This is a genomic window from Achromobacter sp. 1014246743 (assembly GCF_059760725.1).
The window spans coordinates 34,427-53,030 of record NZ_JCBANA010000026.1 but is presented as its reverse complement, the minus strand read 5'-3'; the positions used below and the strand labels follow the sequence as shown (position 1 = coordinate 53,030).

General features: G+C 60.2%; 20 protein-coding genes. 12 read left to right on the top strand and 8 right to left on the bottom strand.

Going from position 1 to position 18,604, the window contains the following annotated elements:
- Positions 1-14: 14 nt before the first annotated feature.
- Together AC6LJ2_RS13120 and fhuE are read left to right on the top strand one after the other, a co-directional pair.
- Positions 15-770: a hypothetical protein gene (locus AC6LJ2_RS13120; RefSeq protein WP_498151519.1), complete on the top strand. Its 756-nt coding sequence runs from the start codon at positions 15-17 to the stop codon at positions 768-770.
- A 236-nt stretch (positions 771-1,006) separates the two neighbouring features.
- Positions 1,007-3,202, top strand: a complete 2,196-nt coding sequence (gene fhuE / locus AC6LJ2_RS13115; protein WP_498151518.1) for a ferric-rhodotorulic acid/ferric-coprogen receptor FhuE — start codon at positions 1,007-1,009, stop codon at positions 3,200-3,202.
- 7 nt (positions 3,203-3,209) lie between these two features.
- Here the strand turns inward: fhuE and AC6LJ2_RS13110 are convergent, their stop codons facing one another.
- A complete protein-coding gene (locus AC6LJ2_RS13110; protein WP_263914084.1) occupies positions 3,210-3,632 on the bottom strand; it encodes a hypothetical protein in 423 nt (140 codons plus the stop codon).
- A 99-nt stretch (positions 3,633-3,731) separates the two neighbouring features.
- On the opposite strand from AC6LJ2_RS13110, the gene AC6LJ2_RS13105 reads away from it, so the two are divergent.
- Positions 3,732-5,645 carry a B12-binding domain-containing radical SAM protein gene (locus AC6LJ2_RS13105; RefSeq protein ID WP_498151517.1) on the top strand — a complete coding sequence of 638 codons (1,914 nt, stop codon included), beginning with the start codon at positions 3,732-3,734 and terminating at the stop codon, positions 5,643-5,645.
- Positions 5,646-5,672: 27 nt separating this feature from the next.
- Here the strand turns inward: AC6LJ2_RS13105 and AC6LJ2_RS13100 are convergent, their stop codons facing one another.
- Positions 5,673-6,266 (bottom strand): BPSL1445 family SYLF domain-containing lipoprotein, encoded by a 594-nt coding sequence (locus AC6LJ2_RS13100; RefSeq protein ID WP_498151516.1) that lies wholly within the window; start codon positions 6,264-6,266, stop codon positions 5,673-5,675.
- Positions 6,267-6,434: 168 nt separating this feature from the next.
- Here AC6LJ2_RS13100 and AC6LJ2_RS13095 point away from each other — a divergent pair, with 168 nt between their 5' ends.
- Positions 6,435-6,818, top strand: a complete 384-nt coding sequence (locus AC6LJ2_RS13095; protein ID WP_025136104.1) for a hypothetical protein — start codon at positions 6,435-6,437, stop codon at positions 6,816-6,818.
- A gap of 80 nt (positions 6,819-6,898) precedes the next feature.
- A complete protein-coding gene (locus AC6LJ2_RS13090; protein WP_498151515.1) occupies positions 6,899-7,573 on the top strand; it encodes an SOS response-associated peptidase in 675 nt (224 codons plus the stop codon).
- Between the two features lie 61 nt (positions 7,574-7,634).
- Here AC6LJ2_RS13090 and AC6LJ2_RS13085 read toward each other — a convergent pair whose 3' ends face one another.
- Positions 7,635-7,946 (bottom strand): hypothetical protein, encoded by a 312-nt coding sequence (locus AC6LJ2_RS13085; protein WP_498151514.1) that lies wholly within the window; start codon positions 7,944-7,946, stop codon positions 7,635-7,637.
- A 159-nt stretch (positions 7,947-8,105) separates the two neighbouring features.
- Entirely contained in the window at positions 8,106-8,678 is a 573-nt protein-coding gene (locus AC6LJ2_RS13080) for a VOC family protein (protein WP_498151513.1), read from the bottom strand.
- A gap of 167 nt (positions 8,679-8,845) precedes the next feature.
- On the opposite strand from AC6LJ2_RS13080, the gene AC6LJ2_RS13075 reads away from it, so the two are divergent.
- The 4 genes from AC6LJ2_RS13075 to AC6LJ2_RS13060 all read left to right on the top strand — a co-directional run bounded on the left by AC6LJ2_RS13075 (position 8,846) and on the right by AC6LJ2_RS13060 (position 12,240).
- The gene (locus AC6LJ2_RS13075) at positions 8,846-9,286 is read left to right on the top strand and encodes a bleomycin resistance protein (RefSeq protein ID WP_498151512.1); all 441 of its coding nucleotides are present in this window, start codon (positions 8,846-8,848) and stop codon (positions 9,284-9,286) included.
- Between the two features lie 416 nt (positions 9,287-9,702).
- Positions 9,703-10,734, top strand: coding sequence for a DUF4238 domain-containing protein (locus tag AC6LJ2_RS13070; protein WP_498151511.1), 1,032 nt, complete (start codon positions 9,703-9,705; stop codon positions 10,732-10,734).
- A gap of 164 nt (positions 10,735-10,898) precedes the next feature.
- Positions 10,899-11,759 carry an 8-oxoguanine DNA glycosylase OGG fold protein gene (locus tag AC6LJ2_RS13065; protein WP_498151510.1) on the top strand — a complete coding sequence of 287 codons (861 nt, stop codon included), beginning with the start codon at positions 10,899-10,901 and terminating at the stop codon, positions 11,757-11,759.
- Between the two features lie 160 nt (positions 11,760-11,919).
- Positions 11,920-12,240, top strand: a complete 321-nt coding sequence (locus AC6LJ2_RS13060; protein WP_498151509.1) for a hypothetical protein — start codon at positions 11,920-11,922, stop codon at positions 12,238-12,240.
- A gap of 125 nt (positions 12,241-12,365) precedes the next feature.
- On the opposite strand, the gene AC6LJ2_RS13055 is transcribed toward AC6LJ2_RS13060, so the two are convergent.
- Positions 12,366-12,707, bottom strand: a complete 342-nt coding sequence (locus AC6LJ2_RS13055; RefSeq protein ID WP_498151508.1) for a carboxymuconolactone decarboxylase family protein — start codon at positions 12,705-12,707, stop codon at positions 12,366-12,368.
- 117 nt (positions 12,708-12,824) lie between these two features.
- Between AC6LJ2_RS13055 and AC6LJ2_RS13050 the strand changes: the two genes are divergently transcribed.
- Together AC6LJ2_RS13050 and AC6LJ2_RS13045 are read left to right on the top strand one after the other, a co-directional pair.
- Positions 12,825-13,772 (top strand): cupin domain-containing protein, encoded by a 948-nt coding sequence (locus AC6LJ2_RS13050; RefSeq protein WP_498151507.1) that lies wholly within the window; start codon positions 12,825-12,827, stop codon positions 13,770-13,772.
- A gap of 168 nt (positions 13,773-13,940) precedes the next feature.
- Complete coding sequence (locus AC6LJ2_RS13045) at positions 13,941-15,197, top strand: hypothetical protein (RefSeq protein ID WP_498151506.1); 1,257 nt, start codon at positions 13,941-13,943, stop codon at positions 15,195-15,197.
- A 46-nt stretch (positions 15,198-15,243) separates the two neighbouring features.
- Here the strand turns inward: AC6LJ2_RS13045 and AC6LJ2_RS13040 are convergent, their stop codons facing one another.
- On the bottom strand, positions 15,244-15,903 hold the full coding sequence (locus AC6LJ2_RS13040) for a DUF7716 domain-containing protein (protein WP_498151505.1): 660 nt from the start codon (positions 15,901-15,903) through the stop codon (positions 15,244-15,246).
- Positions 15,904-16,129: 226 nt separating this feature from the next.
- Here AC6LJ2_RS13040 and AC6LJ2_RS13035 point away from each other — a divergent pair, with 226 nt between their 5' ends.
- On the top strand, positions 16,130-16,339 hold the full coding sequence (locus AC6LJ2_RS13035; protein WP_445656727.1) for a hypothetical protein: 210 nt from the start codon (positions 16,130-16,132) through the stop codon (positions 16,337-16,339).
- Positions 16,340-16,445: 106 nt separating this feature from the next.
- Here the strand turns inward: AC6LJ2_RS13035 and AC6LJ2_RS13030 are convergent, their stop codons facing one another.
- Positions 16,446-17,303, bottom strand: coding sequence for a class I SAM-dependent methyltransferase (locus tag AC6LJ2_RS13030; protein ID WP_263914073.1), 858 nt, complete (start codon positions 17,301-17,303; stop codon positions 16,446-16,448).
- Positions 17,304-17,430: 127 nt separating this feature from the next.
- Positions 17,431-18,603, bottom strand: a complete 1,173-nt coding sequence (locus AC6LJ2_RS13025; RefSeq protein WP_498151504.1) for a CMD domain protein — start codon at positions 18,601-18,603, stop codon at positions 17,431-17,433.
- Position 18,604 lies beyond the last annotated feature (1 nt).

Below are 18,604 nucleotides of genomic sequence, written 5' to 3'. Positions count from 1 at the left end.
TCTCTGGGGTTGTCATGAAAATCCAAATGAACGCAATGATGGGGGACATGCGCCAGCCGCTTCGCCTGTCCCATCGTTTTACCAAGGCGGTATGCGCAATGGGGTTGGCTGTCGTGATTGCTGGCTGCGGCACGCAACCCCTGACCTTGAAGCCAGTCGACGCGAATCAGCCCGCCGTACGTTTGAACGAGCCCTTCGAGTACACGGGAAAACACTTCACGCATCTATGGGGTTCCCGGCTGGCGGCTGGCGACTATCGCCCCATCGGGAAAGACGCTCGGGGCATTTTTTATGTGGGGCCTGCGCTCTGCTATAGCCACCGCGTCGTGAAAGAAGGCCCCCTTGCTGGTGCAGACTCGCGGAATTTTGTGATGGTGGCGGATTGCGGCCTGTACCTGCCAACCAGTTCAAACGCCCCCATTCGCGTATTGGTATTGTCAGGATCGGCCCGAAGTATTCCGCTGGATTCTCCCGACCAAGCACAGGCCAAGATAGAGGCATTGTCAGGCGCTGCAGCGCAAGTGCTGCCTGCTCCTGATGCGCCGCCCGATTCCACGGGGCTTTTGGTGAATACGATGAGCATGCCTCCTCCGGCGGGTAACTATATCCAGGCAGGCATGGGCGCGGGGATAGGGATGGGTCTGGTGGGCGCGATGGTTGCTGCCGAGTACGGTCGGCTCAATGATGCGGTCATTCAGCCCCAAGGGGATGGTCTGCGCGAGGCGTTGCTTGGCGGGGCAAGTGAAAAACAGAAAGAGAGTGTTGAGTAAATTCCGGCCCCGCCCGAGCGCATTCATCATGCAGATGCCTCGGTGAGACGGCCGCGTGGCTCTGGCGGCCATGGCACGATGCGCCCCGCGCGCGTGCCACGGCCGCTAGCTTCCAACAAGCATCAACAAACAGGGACGCAACCTTCGGTGCGTCCTTGCAACAAGAAACTACATGAGAAGCGTTTGCATTACACTCCCTTGCAAATTATTGTTCCAGCCCGTGCAAGGAAGTCATCATGCAAGACCCGCGGCCCGTCGGCCACCTCTGCCTCGTTCGTCCTCGCGCCGCCTTGCGGCGCACCACCAGCCTGGTACTGATGGCGCTTGCCAGCAGCGCTGCGTTCGCCCAGCAGGCTGACGTCGCGACGCTGCCCGCCGTGAAGGTCGAAGGCCAGGGCGATCTCACCACCACGGAAGGAACCGGCTCGTATACGCCGCGCGCCACCGCCGCCAGCACCGGCCTGACGATGTCGCTGCGTGACACCCCGCAATCGGTCACCGTCGTCACGCGCCAGCGCATCGATGACGAAAACATGCGGTCGCTGGCCGACGTCATGGCCAGCACGCCGGGCATTTCGGTGCAGAACTACGACAGCGAGCGCTATTCGTTCAACTCGCGCGGCTTTGCCATCAGCAACTACATGTACGACGGCATCCCTACGTCGTTCGATATGGGCTATGCGGGGGGCGAGTCGTCGCAGGACCCCATCATCTACGACCGCGTCGAAGTCGTGCGTGGCGCCACCGGCCTGCTGACCGGCGCAGGCAACCCGTCGGCGTCCGTCAACCTGGTGCGCAAGCACGCCACCAGCCGCGAGTTCACGGCCGACATGAGTGTCAGCGCCGGCAGCTGGGATACCTATCGCGCCACCGTTGACCTGTCGTCGCCGCTGAACGCCAGCGGCAGCGTGCGCGGCCGCATCGTGTCGGCCTACCAGGACAACCATTCCTTCCTGGACAACTACGAGAACCGTAAAAAGGTCTTCTACGGCGTGGTGGACGCGGACCTGACCTCGCGCACCACGTTAAGCGTGGGTTTCAACTACCAGGACAACCAGCCCAAGGGCAGCAGCTGGGGCGGTTTTCCGCTGTGGTACGCCGACGGCGGCCGCACGGACTGGAAGCGTTCGCTGAACACCGGCGCGGACTGGACCTCGTGGGCCAGCACCACGCAGGGCGCCTTCGCCAGCCTGGAACATCGCTTCGACAACGACTGGCGCATCCAGACGACGGCCTCGTATTCCAAGAACGAAATGGACGGCAAGCTGCTGTACCTGTACGGCCTGCCGGACCGCAACACCGGCCTGGGCGTGAACGGCTCGCCGGCCTGGTACTACGGCGACCGCCAGCAGAACAGCCTGGACGTGAAGGCCTCGGGCCCCTTCAACCTGTTCGGCCGCACCCATGAAGCCGTGTTCGGCGCCAGCTTCAGCCGCCAGTACGCCGACTTCCGCGGCCGCTTCCCGGCGTCCGGTGCCGCGCCGGTGGGCAATTTCTACGATTGGGACGGCTCGTATCCCGAACCGCAGTGGGGCGATTCCAGCACCGCCAGCCGCTACACCACCAAGCAGACCGGCTGGTACAGCGCGCTGCGCTTCAGCCTGGCCGATCCGCTGAAGCTGATCGTGGGCGGGCGCTACAGCACCTGGAAGACGGACTCGGTGGGCTTTGGCGGGGGCAGCAAGCAGGCCTTCGACAAGGACGCCTTCACGCCCTACGCCGGCCTGCTGTACGACATCAACGAGAACTACACCGCCTACGTCAGCTACACCGGCATCTTCAACCCGCAAAGCTATCAAGACCGCAACGGCAGCTGGCTGGATCCGCTGGAAGGCAAGGCCTACGAGGCCGGCGTCAAAGGCGAATTCCTGGAAGGCCGCCTGAACGCGTCCGCCGCGGTGTTCCAGATGAACCAGGACAACGTGGCCCAGGTCGACCCGGGCCAATTCGTGCCCGGCACCATCAATCAGGCCTATCGCGCTGGCCAAGGCACCCGCAGCCGCGGCTTCGACCTGGAAATGTCGGGCGAAGTCTCGCCGGGCTGGAACGTGGCCGCCGGTTATTCGCACTGGACCGCGCGCGACGGCGACGGCAACGGCATCCAGACCGACCAGCCGCGCAGCCTGGTGCGCCTGTTCACCACCTACCAGCTGCCCGGCAGCTGGAACCGCCTGACCGTGGGCGGCGGCGTCAATTGGCAGAGCCGCATCTACACCCTGGCCAGCGGCCCCAACGGGCAGGAACGCGTCAGCCAGGGCAGCTACGCCCTGACCAACCTGATGGCGCGCTACAAGTTCGACCGCAACCTGTCGGCGCAGTTGAACGTCAACAACCTGTTCGACCGCAAGTATTACTCGCAGGTGGGGTTCTACAACCAGGGGGCGTGGGGCGCGGGGCGTAGCGCAACCTTGACGGTGCGCTACCAGTATTGAGGCAGCTTCAGTCCTCGGCGCGCCACGATTTGCGCCGCCGGGCCCGCGGCTTGGGCACCACGCCCAGTCGCGGGTCTCGCGCCAGCGCCAGTTCCACCAACTGCGCCGCCCGCGCTTCGAAACCTTCATCCGTCTGCGGCAGGTACAGCCATTTGCTCAACTGCGGATGCGGCACCAGCCCGGGCACGTCTTGCATCAGTGCCGCCTGGCGATCGTGCGAGGTGCACACCATGACCCCATTCCAGGGTTCGTCCCGGTCGGCCACGACCAGATAAAGGGACCCATCCAGATACGCCGCATCGCAGCCGAACATCTTGCGATGCGTGAAATTCGCGTCCCGTTCCAGGGGCTCGATGATCCACAGCAGCGAGTTCTGGCGCACGGGGCGCGCTTTTCTGGGCGGGGCGAACGGGTCGGGGGCGTGGCGCATGGGGCAAGTGTAGCGAATCGGCCTGCGCCAACGGGCCAGGGGCCGCACTGCCTATAATCATCCCTGATCCCCGCTTTGACGGCAGTCTTGCCGTGCCTCATGTCCCCTAAGCCTTTACGCGTCCTGTCGGTCATTCCGCCGATGACGCAGCTCAACACCCCATACCCGTCCACGGCCTACCTGACCGGCTTTTTGCGTTCGCGCGAGGTCCCGGCGGTGCAGGAAGACCTGGCGCTGGCCCTGGTGCTGCGCCTGCTGTCGGCCGACGGCCTGCGCGCCGTCGCCGCCCAGATCGACGCCTTGCCCCTGGAAAAGCACACCCCGCCCATCCAGGCCTTCATCGCCATGCAGCCGCGCTACCTGGCCACCATCGGCCCGGTCATCGCCTTCCTGCAAGGCCGGGACTCCACCCTGGCGCACCGCATCGCCGGCCGCAACTTCCTGCCCGAAGGGCCGCGCTTTGCCACGCTGGACGTCTATATGGACGAAGACGGCGGCGATCCCCTGGGCTGGGCCTTTGGCGCCCTGGGCCTGCAAGACCGCGCCAAGCATCTGGCAACGCTGTACCTGAACGACCTGGCCGACGTGCTGCGCGACGGCATCGACCCGCGCTTCGAATTCGTGCGCTACGCCGAATCGCTGGCCGGCAGCCAACCCACCTTCGACCCCCTGGCCCAGGCCCTGGCCGCGCCGCTGAACCTGGTCGACGAAACCCTGCGCGACCTGACCCACGAAGCCCTGGAACGCCACGCGCCCACCATGGTGCTGCTGTCGGTGCCGTTCCCCGGCGCCGTCTACGCCGCCTTTCGCATCGCGCAGGCCATCAAGGCGCACGACCCCGGCATCATCACCGTGCTGGGCGGCGGCTTCGTCAACACCGAACTGCGCGAACTGAAAGACCCGCGAGTCTTCGACTATATCGACTACGTCTGCCTGGACGCCGGCGAACGCCCCTTGCTGGCCCTGCTGGAACACGTGCAGGGCAAGCGCTCGCGCTCACGCCTGGTGCGCACCTTCCTGCGCGATGCCGAATCCGGCCAGGTTCGGTACATCAACATGGTCGAGCCCGACGTGGCGTTTGCCGAAGTCGGCACTCCCACCTGGGATGGCCTGCCGCTGGACCGCTACCTGTCGCTGCTGGACATGCTGAACCCCATGCACCGTCTCTGGAGCGACGGCCGCTGGAACAAGCTCACCGTTGCCCACGGCTGCTACTGGAAGAAATGCAGCTTCTGCGACGTCAGCCTGGACTACATCGGCCGCTACGAAGGCGCGTCCGCCACCGTGCTGGCCGACCGCATCGAAGCCATCGTCCGCGAAACCGGCCAGACCGGCTTTCACTTCGTCGACGAAGCCGCGCCGCCCAAGTCGTTGAAAGCCCTGGCCACCGAGCTGATCGAGCGCAACGCCGGCATCTCGTGGTGGGGCAACATCCGCTTTGAAAAGACCTTCAGCCCCGAGCTGTGCGAACTCTTGGCCGACAGCGGCTGCATCGCCGTGTCCGGCGGGCTGGAAGTCGCGTCCGACCGCCTGCTGAACCTGATGAAAAAAGGCGTCTCGGTCGACCAGGTCGCCCGCGTCACCCGCGCCTTCACCGATGCCGGCATCCTGGTGCACGCCTACCTGATGTACGGCTTTCCCACCCAGACCGTGCAAGACACTGTGGACGCGCTGGAATACGTGCGCCAGCTGTTCGAGAACGACTGCATCCAAAGCGGCTTTTTCCACCGCTTTGCCTGTACGGTGCATTCCCCGGTGGGCAAGAACCCCGAGGAATACGGCGTCACGCTGCAGCCGCTGCCCGACGTCACCTTCGCCAAGAACGACATCGGCTTTCATGACCCCACCGGCGTCGATCACGACGCGCTGGGGCGGGCGCTGAAAAAAGCAATCTACAACTACATGCACGGCATCGGTCTGGACGAAGACGTGCGGACGTGGTTCCCGTTCAAGGTGCCCAAGACCACGGTCGCGAAGAACCGCATCAGCCGCGCGTTGAGCCAGCGGGGGTAGGGCGGGTCTGGACGACCCGCCCGGCGGCTACAGCAGCAACGGCGAAATCTTGCTGCCGTCCACAGACACCCCGGCGACCAGGCCGCCGTTGTTCAGCACGAAGCCGACGATGGGCTGCTGGACGGTGTAAGAGTCGATATTGCCGTTCACGCCCAGATTCGCCACGGCCACCGTCGCGTCGGCGCCTACCGTCCAGCCGCTGCTGCTGCGGAACTTGGCCAGGGCCTCGTCCGTCATGAACATGACCACCATGGCCTTGGACTGCGCGCCGATCTGCAGGCCAATGGACCCGCCCGTGATGCTGTAGTACCCGGTGTCCTCACCATTCACGCGCAGGACGCCCGACCCATGCTGGGCGCCGACAATGAAGCTGGCGCTCAACACCGCCGGAAACACCAGCACGCCGCGCGCCTGGGCCACCAGCTGCTTGGATTGCGGCGCGGCCTCGTACAGCTTGGACAGGGTCGCCGTGGCGGCGGCGTTCAATTCCTGGCGCTTGTCGGCGGCAGACGCCGTCGATTGCGGGCCGGTGGTGGTGCAGCCGGTGAAGAGCGCGCTGGCCAGGCCCAGGGTCAAAGCGGTCAGGGCGATGCGGCGCGATTTCGACGAGAGATCAAGCATGGCGGTTCCTTTGGGTCGGCAAGACCCTTGACGACGCGTCAGAGAGCGAGCGCTCAGGGGCAGGATACCCCGGCTTTGGGTGGGCCGTGTGGATTGCGGGCCGGCATCGCACGGTATGATCCCTAGCTGTTTCCAGTCCGGCCGGTTCAATGGCCAGAGGGTTCACCGATGAAAAAAAGCCTCCCGCTCTTGCTTGGCGTGTCCGTCCTGCTGACGGCCTGCGGCCCCAACAAGATCATCGTCGATCTGCCGTCGCCTGACGGCAAATACCACGTCGAAGTGCGCAAATGCCCACAAGCCGGATCGTTGACGTGGACGGAAAAAACGCAGGTCTCGATTCTGGATCGCGGTGTGTCGGAAGCGTGCCAGTCCGCCGTGAAATCCCTGGCGCAGTTCGATGCGCCTACCCCGGAAGATCAGCTGCAACTGGAATGGCTGTCGGACACCGAGTTGCGTGCGTGGCACCCGTCTTTCAACCCGGAGTATGGTCCGCAGTCTGCGAATTTCAAGCCGGGTACGCCGATCAAGCTGGTGTACGCGCCGAAGAAATAGGGGGCGGGCTTTTGTAGGCACAACAGGATCGGCGTGCCGCGAGGCAAGTCATATACTGACCCTTCCGATGGGAGGGTGCCATGTGCAGCCACTACCAGACCCTGAAAGACGCCGAACTGCTGCTGAAGCTATTTGGCGTGCCGATCCCCGAAAAACCGTATGCCCACGATATGCATCCGGGCGTGAATGGGCTGTTCGTACGTCTGCCAATCAAGGGCAATGGCAACGGCAATCGTGAACCGCGCGAAGCCGTGGTCGGACGCTGGGGCCTGACCCGGCGCGGCGCCGCGCCCTCGCCAAAACTGTCCACCTTCAACGCCCGGTCAGACCGACTGGAAACGGCCCGCACCTTCCAGGCCGCCTGGTTCGACCGTCAACGTTGCATTATCCCGGCCGACGCCATCTTCGAACCGGACTGGCGTCAGAAATTCCAGATACCCACGCGCTTCGCCCGAGCCGATGGCCACCCTCTGGGCCTGGCGGGTATCTGGGAGCGCGGTCTGGATGCCGAGGGCGGTGTGCTGGAAACCTACAGCATGATCACCGTCAACGCCGACGATCACACCTTGTTCCAGCGGTACCACCGCAGCCATGAAGAAAAGCGCATGGTCGTGTTGCTGGCGGATACCGCCTATGACGCCTGGCTGGGGGCCTCGCCTGATGAGGCCATGGCCATGCTGCGCGGCGCGCCGGCAGAAAGCTGGTGTGCCACCCCGATGCCGCAAGGGAATGCGACCAATCTATCGTTGTTCTAGTGGCGCGGCGTCGCACAGGAGGCGTCGTTGACGGCCAATCAAGTTCTCACGACGCGCGGTTTCAAAGCCCCTGCGCCAGCCCCTTGGCCGTGTCCTCGACCGACCGGCCTTCATTCACCGCGTCCTTGAGTTCGCTGACGAACCATGGCAGCACCAGCTTCGTGTCGCTGTCCGACAGTCCGATCCGCAGCCGTTCTTTCGGCTCGCAGACCTCTGCGCCATTTTGCGACGAACCGTCGCCCTGCACCGTGGCGGGCTTGGACAAACCAAGTGCGGGGGTGGAAAACACCGGGTCCGTCGTGATGGCCGATGCGGTGGCGGCTACGCCAAGCAGCACAGCGCCGGCAAGCAATTGGATTCGGAAGGTCGGCATGGTGCGCATCCTTTGAAAACTCGGGGGGCTGCACGTGCGACCCGCCAGTTTCGCGGGTGCGCCGTGATGAATATATTTCGCTATTGTGCAGCGCGCAGAGGCGATCAGGTACGGGAGAGTTGTGATCGTCTGTGAAGATCTGCGCGCGGCCGGGCCACGCTACATGTCGGCGCGCCTGATGAGCGCAGGCAGCGGTTCGCCGGCCCGATACCGGTGAACCATGTCATCGGGATCGAAAAGAATCCCGATGGGATTATTCGAAAATGCCTCGCCAACCATCCATGTCGTCGCTTCGTCCGCCGTTTCGAATACGTCGATCTGCAATTCGATATCGTTGCCGTCCGGGTCCCGGTAATACATCGAGACCGTGGGGCCGTGCAGGATGCACAGATGCGGCACGATGCCATCCCGCTTCAAACGGCTGTAGGTCTGCAAAAGCTCGGCCAGACTGTCATAGGTAAACGCAGCATGGTGAAAGCCGGCACGTTGCGCCAAGGCAGCGTCTGCGGGCTCATTGATCAGCGCCACGCGATGGTGTTCATCGTCATAGGTCATGAACGCAATCTGTTCATTGGCAAAGACGACATGCGCGCCCAATACCGCGCAGTACCAATCCCGCATCACGTTCAACTGCTGCGTACGGAATACAAGATGCGCCAGTTTCCTGGGGCGGGGGACGTCTGCGGGAATGCGGATAATCTGTGCCAACGGATTCAGTTCAGGATGATTCATCTTGCGCCTCCGGTAGTTGCGTAGCGTGCCAGAATGTGGCGGCTTGGCGGTTTCAAGCTACTGGATGGGCGGCGGCAAGAGACTCAGATAAATCTGATTTTTGTTGTCGCGACGAAAATTATCGTGCTGAGCGTGCGACGTTCAGCGCAGACATAAAGGAATGCACCATGACAGATCGTTGGGCCAAGTTGGTACCTGAGTTGCTGGTTACCGATATTTCGGCCAGCTTGAAATTCTGGGTGGATATCTGCGGCTTTGCCGTGCTGTATAGCCGGATGGAGGAGGGCTTTGCGTACCTGGACTATGAAGGCGCGCAAGTGATGCTGGAACAGCAGGGCGGGCGCAACTGGGTGACTGGTCCGCTCACTGCACCCTTTGGCCGTGGGGTGAATTTTCAGATCACGGTGTCTTCTCTTGAACCGCTACTTGCTGCGCTATCTGATGCGGGCTGGCCGTTGTATCTGGCGCCGGAGGAAAAATGGTATCGCAGCAATGCCGTTGAGCTGGGGGTGCGGCAATTCCTGGTGCAGGACCCGGATGGGTATTTGGTGCGGTTTTCGGCCAAGGTAGGGGAGAGAAAGTGCGGGGCAGGAGTAGTGGATAAATAAGCTTGGCAGAGGGTACATATGGCAATCGCTCACAAGTGCCATCTTTGGGACGCTCTAATGAGTAAGTTCTAACGTTCATCTAGTGACTCCTGTTGGAGTCGTATCACTACCTAAGCCAAGATCTGTGAACCGTTGTGGGCCGAATTCCATTCATAAAATCATGAGTGAATCGGTATTTTGTCGCGTCAATAAAAGCAAAGCGTATGCCTAAGGTAACAAAAATCAAGTGTAAGATAGCTACTTGGCAGTAGCTATTTGAGAAAAATTATTTTGGGCAGTGTTTCTCTCAAGCGAGATTCTGGATGATTCATTCTATATTTTGTTTTTTGTCGACATTCTGGGCTAAAGGATTGCGGTGGCTCTGTAATTGAGCTAATTCATTTAATTTTGGTAATAACGCGGCAATAGGAATTTTTATGAAAAAAAACAGCGGGCCAAAAAGGCATCATTATATTCCGGATAAGTTGCTAGCTTTTTTTTCAATGGATGGTGGTAGCCGAATATATTTTATCGATAAAGATTGGCCGAAAGATATTAAGGGTTCTAATACCACCAAGGCGGCCGTAATAAAATTTTTCTACGACTATCCCAATCATGAAAAATTATCACTAGAGTTATCGTTGTTTCAAGATATAGACTCGAACGGATTAACGGTATTGCGGGAGGTGGTGAGGCAAAAAACGCTACAAAATTTATCTAACTTAGATAAAGAACATCTCATCTCATTTGTTGCTGCGCAGATGTGTAGAGTGCCGCAGAGACAAAAAACTGTGGAGAATTTCGTAAATCTAGTGAAAGACATATATCGTGAAAAAGTGAATGTAGATCTTGCGCATGTAAGATCTAGATTTCTTGATCAGATTGAAAAAAATATAGATATATATAGAGATTTTCTCAGAAAAAAGAAAGCCGTCCTATTTCCCGCACCTAAAGGAACACGATTCATCATCGGAGATAATCCCGTTGTAACCGCTCGCAGCGGGCCGTGCGAGATTAAGATGGTATCCGCGCTTCCTGCTGTGGATGGGGATGTCTTTGCTATGCCAATATCGCCTGGGTTGGCTATTATTTTTTTTGATGAAAAAAGAATGCCAAATCTAAAGTATCTTGCCGGGCAATTAAATTATTATCAAGTGCAGCAGGCCTTAACTTACGTATACGGCTCGGAAATAGTTTCTATTGAATTGGCATTGAAAAATTATCATGAAAATATTTATGACACGATTTGTGATTTAAATCCAGAGTTGATTGACGTAAGTGGTTTGAAGCGGGGCGGGGCTGCGAATATATCGTCTTTAGATATTCGGGTGTCCAATGAATTAAGAGAGCAACTTTATAATTCTATTAATGAGAAATTTGATCTTGGGACTGTTATGGATGAAATTTTCGAAAAAATGATGCAATCCGATCTGTCTCATTGCATAGATTTGGGGCCCATGTCCAAATGATAATTTCCGCGGGTGGTTTCTTGGTAATAATGGTGTTAAGCTAATATTTCTCATGCTTGAGATTGTAGTTGGGCACTGTTTTTGTTCATTGCGCAGTGATTAAGGTGGTTCGTGCCATGGGTCTATCGGGCTGCCTAAATACAGATACCAAAGAAATCTATTCCATGTCTCTACCTATCGATGCGGGCGTTCGATTCTTGCCGCAGCATCTCGACGTATTCGTTCAGACCAGGTTTCGGCGCCAACCCGCATTCAATAACGAATCGCCATATGTCTGGGCCGAGAAGACGTTAGGCATTAAATGCCCTACGCTTGCTAAGCACCCTATGGATCGCTTTGAAGTGCAAGAGTTTTGCCGCCAATCTGACAACGTACTTGATGCTTATCTAGCGGTAATGGCGTGGGGGGCGCAAGGAACAGGGCCCGGCGGTAGTGTTAAGGCCCGTACGGCTTGGAGCCAAGCAGTATGTATCAGAGCAAACTTGGAGCAGCTGCGACGCGAGAAGCTAAGCAGGCGTGAGGCTTACGAAATTTTCGATATTATCCGACCCATTCAGCAACTAGGGCCGGCATACTTTACTAAGTTGCTTTATTTCTTCGCGCCGGAGCGCGCTGAAGGGCCCGATCGTTTCATCATGGATCAGTGGACCAGTCTCAGCATAAATCTGCTGACTGGAGAGAATATTGTGCGCATCCAACACAGTAGCACCGGTAATACGGGCAGACGTCAGTACGCGTTAAGTCCGTTGAACAAGGCCGACAACTACGAGGCGTTTTGCATCGAGGTCGAGGAGCTGGCGTTGCTTCTCAATACCCTGGACTTGGGACATCTTCATACGGGAGAGGACGTTGAACAGATGCTCTTCTCATTGGGTTCCATGTCAGGCCCTAATGGTCGTGGGCCCAGAGAACCCTGGCGTGCCTATGTGCATGCTAACTGGGAAAGTCATCGACCTAAGCATCGGTATAGGCATGATCTGATTCTGGCACGGAAAGCCGTGCCGGTCGGTCCTTATAGCTGTTAGACGACTGCATTTCAATGCGGGCCAATCGCTGAAAATAACGGGTATTGGGTTTCAGTTTTGGCTTGAAAATAGTAGTACCACCTATATGTTATCGACCCAGACTCTGGATTTTCTGAATGACCTCTGTGAAAGGTCGCATGCGTTGTATACAGAAGGAGGCGTGCTGTGGACCTATGTCGAAGCCGCCAAACAAGCGCATACACGATTCAATAATCCGCGACGCAAGCCGGTCGCAAGTCCGATGAACGCGGATCAACTTGGGAGCTGGCTTCAGGCTGCTTTGGGCGAGCAAGGATTGTTGAGACCAGCATTCAGTCAAAGTGCTGAAAAACTTTTGTGTTTACTCAGAGCGGATTTACATGTTGATCAGTTCCTCTGGTCCTTTGATATTGGTGCAGATGAAATGTCGGCAAACATTTATATGGTGCGACATTCGGATAATCGCTTTTTCGCACTGATGTTGTGGTGGTCTCAGGACTGAGGGGGCGAATGTTTCCCAGGACACTGCGGCGAATTGTCTTCACCGTCGTTGGCTGCACGGGTGTCAGACCGAGGCCGGGCACAGAAACCACGGCTGACACTCCTTTCAGGCAATGCTTCGTACTCTCATACTGAGTTTGCACTCCCCAACGCATCCATCACCCGCGCCGAATACACCATCGCCGCACCTGCATTCATCGCCACCGCCACGCCCAACGCCTCGGCAATCTCTTCACGCGACGCGCCCAGTTTGACGGCTGTGTCGGTATGCACGGCGATACACCCATCACAGCGCGTCGTGACCGCGACAGCCAAGGCAATCAGTTCGCGGGTCTTGGCGTCCAGGTGCCCGGTCTTTTTGCCGGCACCCGACAGCGTCCGGTAGCCGCCCAGGGTGTCGGGCGACAGTTTGCCGAATTCGCCGATGCGGCCCATGAGTTGCGTGCGGTATTCGTTCCAGTCGAGCATGTTCGTTCCTTTTCATCAGGGGAAGGGCGTTGATGTCCAAAGCCATGAGGGAAAGTGTAGGACGGCGAAATGCGATCCATGGCATAGTTAAGTCTTGATATTTAGCGAATTCGTCTCATGGATGCGTTGAGTCAGCTGCTGTCCCTGGCGCAGGGTGAAATCCGCTTGGATACGCGTTGCGCGCTGAGCGGCAGTTTCATCCTGCCCCACGAACCCTTGCCGCCCGGGCAGGCCGTTTTTCATCTGGTGTTGGACGGGCGGTGTCGGGTGCAGTCGTTGCCGGGCACGTTTCTCGATCTGTCGCCGGGCAGCTTTGTGTTGTTGCCGCAAGGGCAGGCGCATACGCTGAGCGGCATGAATGCCGGGGCGGGGCAAGCGGCATCGAGGGTGACGCAAGGGCAACCGGTCGACGCGCTGTTGCCCGTGACCCGCACCGCGAATGCCGACGGTGACGGCGAAGTGGATCTGCTTTGCGGTCGGCTTCTCTACAGTCAAAGCGGCAGCATGCTGTTGATGCAGCAATTACCGTCCGTCTTGCAGGTGTGCCTGCATCAGACGCCCGGCATTGACGCGTTGCGAACGCTGACCCAGTTGTTGCGGCATGAGGTATCGGCCAGGCAGCCCGGTGCGTGGGCGATCGCCAATGCCTTGGCGCAGGCGTTACTGGCCTATGCGATGCGTGCCTATGGCGAGGGCGAGCCCTCTGCCGCGCCCCAACCGAGCTGGCTGGCCTTGATTGCGGACGAGCGCCTGTGCGCGTCGTTGCAGGCGATGCTGGCCGACCCGCAGCACTCCTGGACGCTGGATACCCTGGGCGCCGCTGCGGCCATGTCCCGAGCCACCTATGCCAGGCGGTTCAAGGAAGCCTCGGGCATGACGCCCGGCGCCGTGCTGTTGGCGGTGCGCATGATGCACGCGAGCAAACTGATGCTGCAGACGCGCCGGACGCTGGCGGATATTGCCGAGGCCGTGGGTTATCAATCGGAAGCGGCGTTTGGCAAGGCGTTCCGGCATGCGTTGGGCAGCACGCCTGGGCAATGGCGCAAGAACAGGGCGAACGTGTGACGCCGCAACCCGGTGAACGGGCGGGTTTGACCTGCCCAAGGCAATGAGCTTTGGAGTTCAGACAACCCAAGCAATTGAGTGCATCGGAATCGATCCTCACGCATTCATGTACTATCTTCCATCGATTCTGTCGTGTCCCTAAATTCTGACCGCGACACATGCCGACCAGTGAAAGGCGAGTTTCACAATGCGCTGCAGCCTGTTTTCGTGACAGCGCCTGGCGGGATCGGCTCGCTGGACCTCGGTTCGCCCACACGTCAAAACCATCAAGAAAAACGGAGAAAGTTGATGCGCTTAAAGGCTCTTGCACTCTGCATGCTGGCAGGATTTGGAACGTCGGCCGCGGCACAGGACAGTACGCAGACATTGCAGCAGGCCTTGAAGCAGATACCGCAAGCGGCGCTCTCCACGCCGCAGGCGATGCAGATTTTCTTTATGGACGTGCAGGCCTGGCGCGGTTTGGAAAAATCCGGGCCGACGGCAGACGGTATGCGCAGGCTGAGTCTGGCGCAGCCGATCCAGCCGATCGAATCCATCGGTTATGGCCTGGACCAGTGGTCGCTGAATGCGAAAGTCGCGGTGGACGAGGTTTTGTATTTCGCCGGGTTTGGCCTGGCGCCCTCCAATGTCAGTTATTGGGGGCTGAAGGATAAGCAAGCGGTCGAGAAACTGGTCGCCAATCTGAAGCAGGACGATTTTGTTGCGGTGGAGGGCGGTGTGCCGGGCCTGATCGCCAATGGCGCCGAGGGCGCGATGGATCTGAAGAAGGCCAATGCGAAAAGCCCGTGGCGCGGCATGATGGGCAAGGCCAGCTTTGTGCTGCCGCTGGATTCGGTGTTGATCCAGGCGCCTTCGGCGGGGGGTATGAAGAGCCTGGCGCAGCCCAAGCCTTCGGTGGCAGACAGCGATGCGGTGGCAGCGGCTGTGGCCGGCTTGCAGGAAGGAGTGCCTGCGAACAGCGGCCGCATCGTTCAGGCCGCGGTGATTTCCCCGGTGATGGGGCTTAACGCGGTGGATCCGGCGAAGGTGTTGCTGTCGGCGAATGGCGATATCGACACCGCCAAGCAGAATCTCAAGGCGGCGACCGAGGCCAACGGGCACGGTATTCCGCCTTACTTCTCGGGGATCATTGCGGACGTCCAGATCGACGCCGTGCCGGCGGTGGTGATGTCGCTGTCCTACGCGGATTGCGCGACCGCCAAGCAGGCCGTTGATGGCATCGATGCGGTCTGGAAGGCGAGCATGGCCGATGCGGTGCCGGCCAAGTTCTCGGGCAAGGCGGTCCAGGCCGGCAAGCTGTGCGCGGCGGTGGTGAACCTGACGGCGCCGAAGGTGGAAAATGCCGGCAACCCGATTCTGGCGCAGGTGATGAACCGCTACATGCGGCGCGAATTCACCTTGCTGCAGATCGGCGCGCCGCGCTGATCGCGCGGCTAGGCCGTTTGCGGCTAGGCCTCTTGCGTCAACGGTTTCAAGGGCGGCCCATTTGCCACGCCAGGGGCACGTAGGTCGTTCTTTGCAGGGGCAGGGATGTGTCGGCGAAGCGCGCTTCGATGCGGTCGCGTTCGCGGGCGTCGACGCGTTCGCCCAGTACCAGCGGAAGCTGCCGGCAACGGTTCAACGCTTCGGCTGCGTTGATACCCAGCAATTCAGCGGTTGCCTTGGCGGCAGCCAGCAGGCGGTCTGCCGGGCACGCGGTCAGGTGCAGGTCGTATTCCGTGTAAATGTCGCGGGATAGCCCCGGCGTCGGCTCGGGTTCTTTGCCGTCGCTATAGAACTCGCCACGGTCCAGGAACGCATCCCGCTCGGCATAGTGTGCTAGCGCAGCCGCATAGTCTTCGAGCTGCGACATCGGCTGCTGACGTTTCTGAACGCATAACACGGCGGCGAAGGTCGGAGCTTCAAGATAGGTGACCAGCCCGTGCGCCATGGCGAAGGCGGGATGTTCCTCGCCGTCTTCATCGACGGCAGGATCGTCTTCGTCGTCGCGGGTCGACAGATAGAGTTGGGCGTCGACAAGCGGCACGTCATCAGTCACGTAGACCCAGCAATAGCGGTCCCAGACGTCGCGGTCGTCATGACACGCGGCGATGGCTTCGATGCCGTCGCGAAGGCAGAGGAGTTTGCGCATGGGAAGGGGCCGCCCAAAAGGGCGATGATGCCAGATTCTGATGCATGGGCTGCTCTCCAGCATCGAAGATGCAGGGGCCTACCGTCATTGATTCAGCCTCCCGCCACAAGGGTAGGACCGTGTGTTTCATTGACCCGCCACCGGCCTTTGACACCATTTTTTACTGCGGTTGGCGGCCGTAGCCGTCATCCTCACCCGTACACTACCGGGAACCTCAAGGAGCATTATGTCGATTCAAACGTTGGGCCGTTACGGTGTCGTGCTGTTTCTCGCGGTGCTCAGTTCGGGCTGCGCCAAGGTCGTTGGCGAATGCGGCTGGGTCCGCAGCAGCTGCATGTATGACGGCAAGTACGAAGAGGGCGAAGAAGACTACGCCGAAGCCGAAGCGAAGCGGCTGAACAAGCAGTCCTCGGATCGGCTGCGGCGCAGCAATTGATTCCGCGGCGCGCATGCTGAAGCGGGCGAGGTCGCCGGCCTGTCCGTGTCGAAAGCCGTCAAAAGACAAAAAAAAGCGAAACCCATTGCCGGTTTCGCTTTTTGCTTTACGCTGCCACCGCCGCATCCGGCAAGAAAAACCGATCCTTCAATTCCTGCAGGCCGATCCGGTCCAGCATCTCGGTCAGGCGTTCGGCCGGCTTTTTCTTCGGCAGGTTCTTGTACTGCGCGATGATCAGTTCGTTTTTCATCGAGTGTTCCCACCCGACCAATTCGGTCACGCTGACCTGGTAGCCGTGGGCTTCCAGTTGCAGGCAGCGCAGCACGTTGGTGATCTGGCTGCCGAATTCACGCGTATGCAGCGGGTGGCGCCAGATTTCGGCCAGGGGGTCGGCCAGGGCGCGGGCCTTGTTCTTTCTCAGCACGGATGCTACTTCGGCCTGGCAGCAGGGCACGACGACGATGTACTTGGCCTTTTTTTCCAGCGCGAAATGAATGGCGTCGTCGGTGGCGGTGTTGCAGGCGTGCAGGGCGGTGACGACGTCGATGGTCTTGGGCAGTTTGTCCGAGGTTATCGATTCGGCCACCGACAGGTTCAGGAACGACATGCCGTCAAAGCCCAGGCGCTTGGCCAGTTCTTCGGATGACTTGACGAGTTCTTCGCGGGTTTCGATACCGTAGATGTGCGAGCCGCCCTTGGCGGCGTCTTTCTGTTCCTTGAAGAACAGGTCATACAGGATGAAGCCCAGGTACGACTTGCCCGCGCCATGATCCGCCAGGGTGACGGCGCCGCGTTCTTCCTGGACGTCCTTGAGCAGCGGCTCGATGAACTGGAACAGGTGGTAGACCTGTTTCAGCTTCCTGCGGCTGTCCTGGTTCATCTTGCCGTCGCGGGTCAGGATGTGCAGGGCCTTGAGCAGTTCAATCGACTGGCCGGGGCGGATGTCGTGGGTTTTTTCGGACATGGGGCAAGGCAATGCGCCCCGCGGGCAGCGGGGCGCAAAAGAAGGCGGGAAAACGTCAGTTTAACGAAAACGCGGCGCCTTTCGCCTGATGCCGGTGCCGCAGACTGACGCCGGCAGGGTTACCGCGTCAGGTTTGCGGAAAAACCGGCTCGCCCAGGTTCAGCATCAGGCGATTGGCCCACGCAAAGATCGCGTCCGAATGCAGCAAATCCAGCACCTCGCCTTCGGTCAGCCCCACGTCCTTCAAGGCCTGGATGCTGTCGGCATTGACGGATGCGGGGGCATCGGTGATCTGGATCGAGAACTTGCCGATCGCCAGTTCGCGCGCGGTGGTGCCGGCGGTGGCCGGGTTCTCGAACACCTGGGCGATGACGTCATTGCGCTTGGCCAGTTGCTCGAAGCGCTGCGCATGCACCGACGCGCAGTACACGCAGCCGTTGACGCGCGACACCACGGTGGCGCCCAGCTCGCGTTCGGCGCGCGACAGGCCGCCGGGGGCGTACATGATGGCGTTGAATGCCGTGGACCGCTGGCGCAGGATTTCCGGCTGGTGCACCAGGAAGCGGTAGTAATCCGACACCTTGGCCTTCGGGTGGCTTTCTTCCAGCACGGTGATCTGGTCGGGCGTGGCCTTGTCCAGGTCGATGACGTCGAGCCAGGCTTTCCATTCCAGCGATTCGTTGGTAAAGCCGTGGTTCTTGATGACTTCGCCGGGCGCGGTGGCCGCGGTGTTGGCCGGGAAGGGCGCGGCGGGCGTGCCGGCCGCGCGGCCGGGTTGCTCGGCCAGCGACTTCATGGCGTCCAGGCCCGCCACCAGGCGCACCTGGTACGACAGAAAGGCGATCAGCTGCGACAAGGTCACCACGGCCGGCGTCGAAATGCCCGCGGCCGGCAGGGTCTTGAGCGCGGCCTCGTCGCCTTCGACGGGCTTTTCGATCAGCTTGCGCGTGAATTCCAGGATCGCGGCCAGGCGCGGATCGGCGGCGTCGGCGGGCTTGCCGGCGTCGGCCACCTGGATGTCGGCGGCGTTGGCGCCGGCGTCCACCAGGCGCTGGCGGTAGTGGGCCGCCAGGGCGGGCGACGGCGTCAGGCGCGACGCATACAGCGCGACCAGCAGGCGCTCGGCCAGGGTCAGGCCGGGCAGCGCCGGGTCGAACAGGGCGTCGTAGCTGCCTTGGGTGGCGGCGGCGACCTTGTCGCGCTGGTGGCGTGCGGCGTAGGTGGTGCTGTCGGCCTTCAGGCCGACGAGCTGGTCAACGAGGTCTTTCGCGGCGTCGTAGACGATAGGTTGTTGGGCCATT

What these genes read in the sequence shown, in the direction of transcription:
- AC6LJ2_RS13120 (WP_498151519.1), top strand. Translation starts at nt 15, where the DNA reads ATGAAAATCCAAATGAACGCAATGATGGGGGACATGCGCCAGCCGCTT.
- fhuE (WP_498151518.1), top strand. Translation starts at nt 1,007, where the DNA reads ATGCAAGACCCGCGGCCCGTCGGCCACCTCTGCCTCGTTCGTCCTCGC.
- AC6LJ2_RS13110 (WP_263914084.1), bottom strand. Translation starts at nt 3,632, where the DNA reads ATGCGCCACGCCCCCGACCCGTTCGCCCCGCCCAGAAAAGCGCGCCCC.
- AC6LJ2_RS13105 (WP_498151517.1), top strand. Translation starts at nt 3,732, where the DNA reads ATGTCCCCTAAGCCTTTACGCGTCCTGTCGGTCATTCCGCCGATGACG.
- AC6LJ2_RS13100 (WP_498151516.1), bottom strand. Translation starts at nt 6,266, where the DNA reads ATGCTTGATCTCTCGTCGAAATCGCGCCGCATCGCCCTGACCGCTTTG.
- AC6LJ2_RS13095 (WP_025136104.1), top strand. Translation starts at nt 6,435, where the DNA reads ATGAAAAAAAGCCTCCCGCTCTTGCTTGGCGTGTCCGTCCTGCTGACG.
- AC6LJ2_RS13090 (WP_498151515.1), top strand. Translation starts at nt 6,899, where the DNA reads ATGTGCAGCCACTACCAGACCCTGAAAGACGCCGAACTGCTGCTGAAG.
- AC6LJ2_RS13085 (WP_498151514.1), bottom strand. Translation starts at nt 7,946, where the DNA reads ATGCCGACCTTCCGAATCCAATTGCTTGCCGGCGCTGTGCTGCTTGGC.
- AC6LJ2_RS13080 (WP_498151513.1), bottom strand. Translation starts at nt 8,678, where the DNA reads ATGAATCATCCTGAACTGAATCCGTTGGCACAGATTATCCGCATTCCC.
- AC6LJ2_RS13075 (WP_498151512.1), top strand. Translation starts at nt 8,846, where the DNA reads ATGACAGATCGTTGGGCCAAGTTGGTACCTGAGTTGCTGGTTACCGAT.
- AC6LJ2_RS13070 (WP_498151511.1), top strand. Translation starts at nt 9,703, where the DNA reads ATGAAAAAAAACAGCGGGCCAAAAAGGCATCATTATATTCCGGATAAG.
- AC6LJ2_RS13065 (WP_498151510.1), top strand. Translation starts at nt 10,899, where the DNA reads ATGTCTCTACCTATCGATGCGGGCGTTCGATTCTTGCCGCAGCATCTC.
- AC6LJ2_RS13055 (WP_498151508.1), bottom strand. Translation starts at nt 12,707, where the DNA reads ATGCTCGACTGGAACGAATACCGCACGCAACTCATGGGCCGCATCGGC.
- AC6LJ2_RS13050 (WP_498151507.1), top strand. Translation starts at nt 12,825, where the DNA reads ATGGATGCGTTGAGTCAGCTGCTGTCCCTGGCGCAGGGTGAAATCCGC.
- AC6LJ2_RS13040 (WP_498151505.1), bottom strand. Translation starts at nt 15,903, where the DNA reads ATGCGCAAACTCCTCTGCCTTCGCGACGGCATCGAAGCCATCGCCGCG.
- AC6LJ2_RS13035 (WP_445656727.1), top strand. Translation starts at nt 16,130, where the DNA reads ATGTCGATTCAAACGTTGGGCCGTTACGGTGTCGTGCTGTTTCTCGCG.
- AC6LJ2_RS13030 (WP_263914073.1), bottom strand. Translation starts at nt 17,303, where the DNA reads ATGTCCGAAAAAACCCACGACATCCGCCCCGGCCAGTCGATTGAACTG.
- AC6LJ2_RS13025 (WP_498151504.1), bottom strand. Translation starts at nt 18,603, where the DNA reads ATGGCCCAACAACCTATCGTCTACGACGCCGCGAAAGACCTCGTTGAC.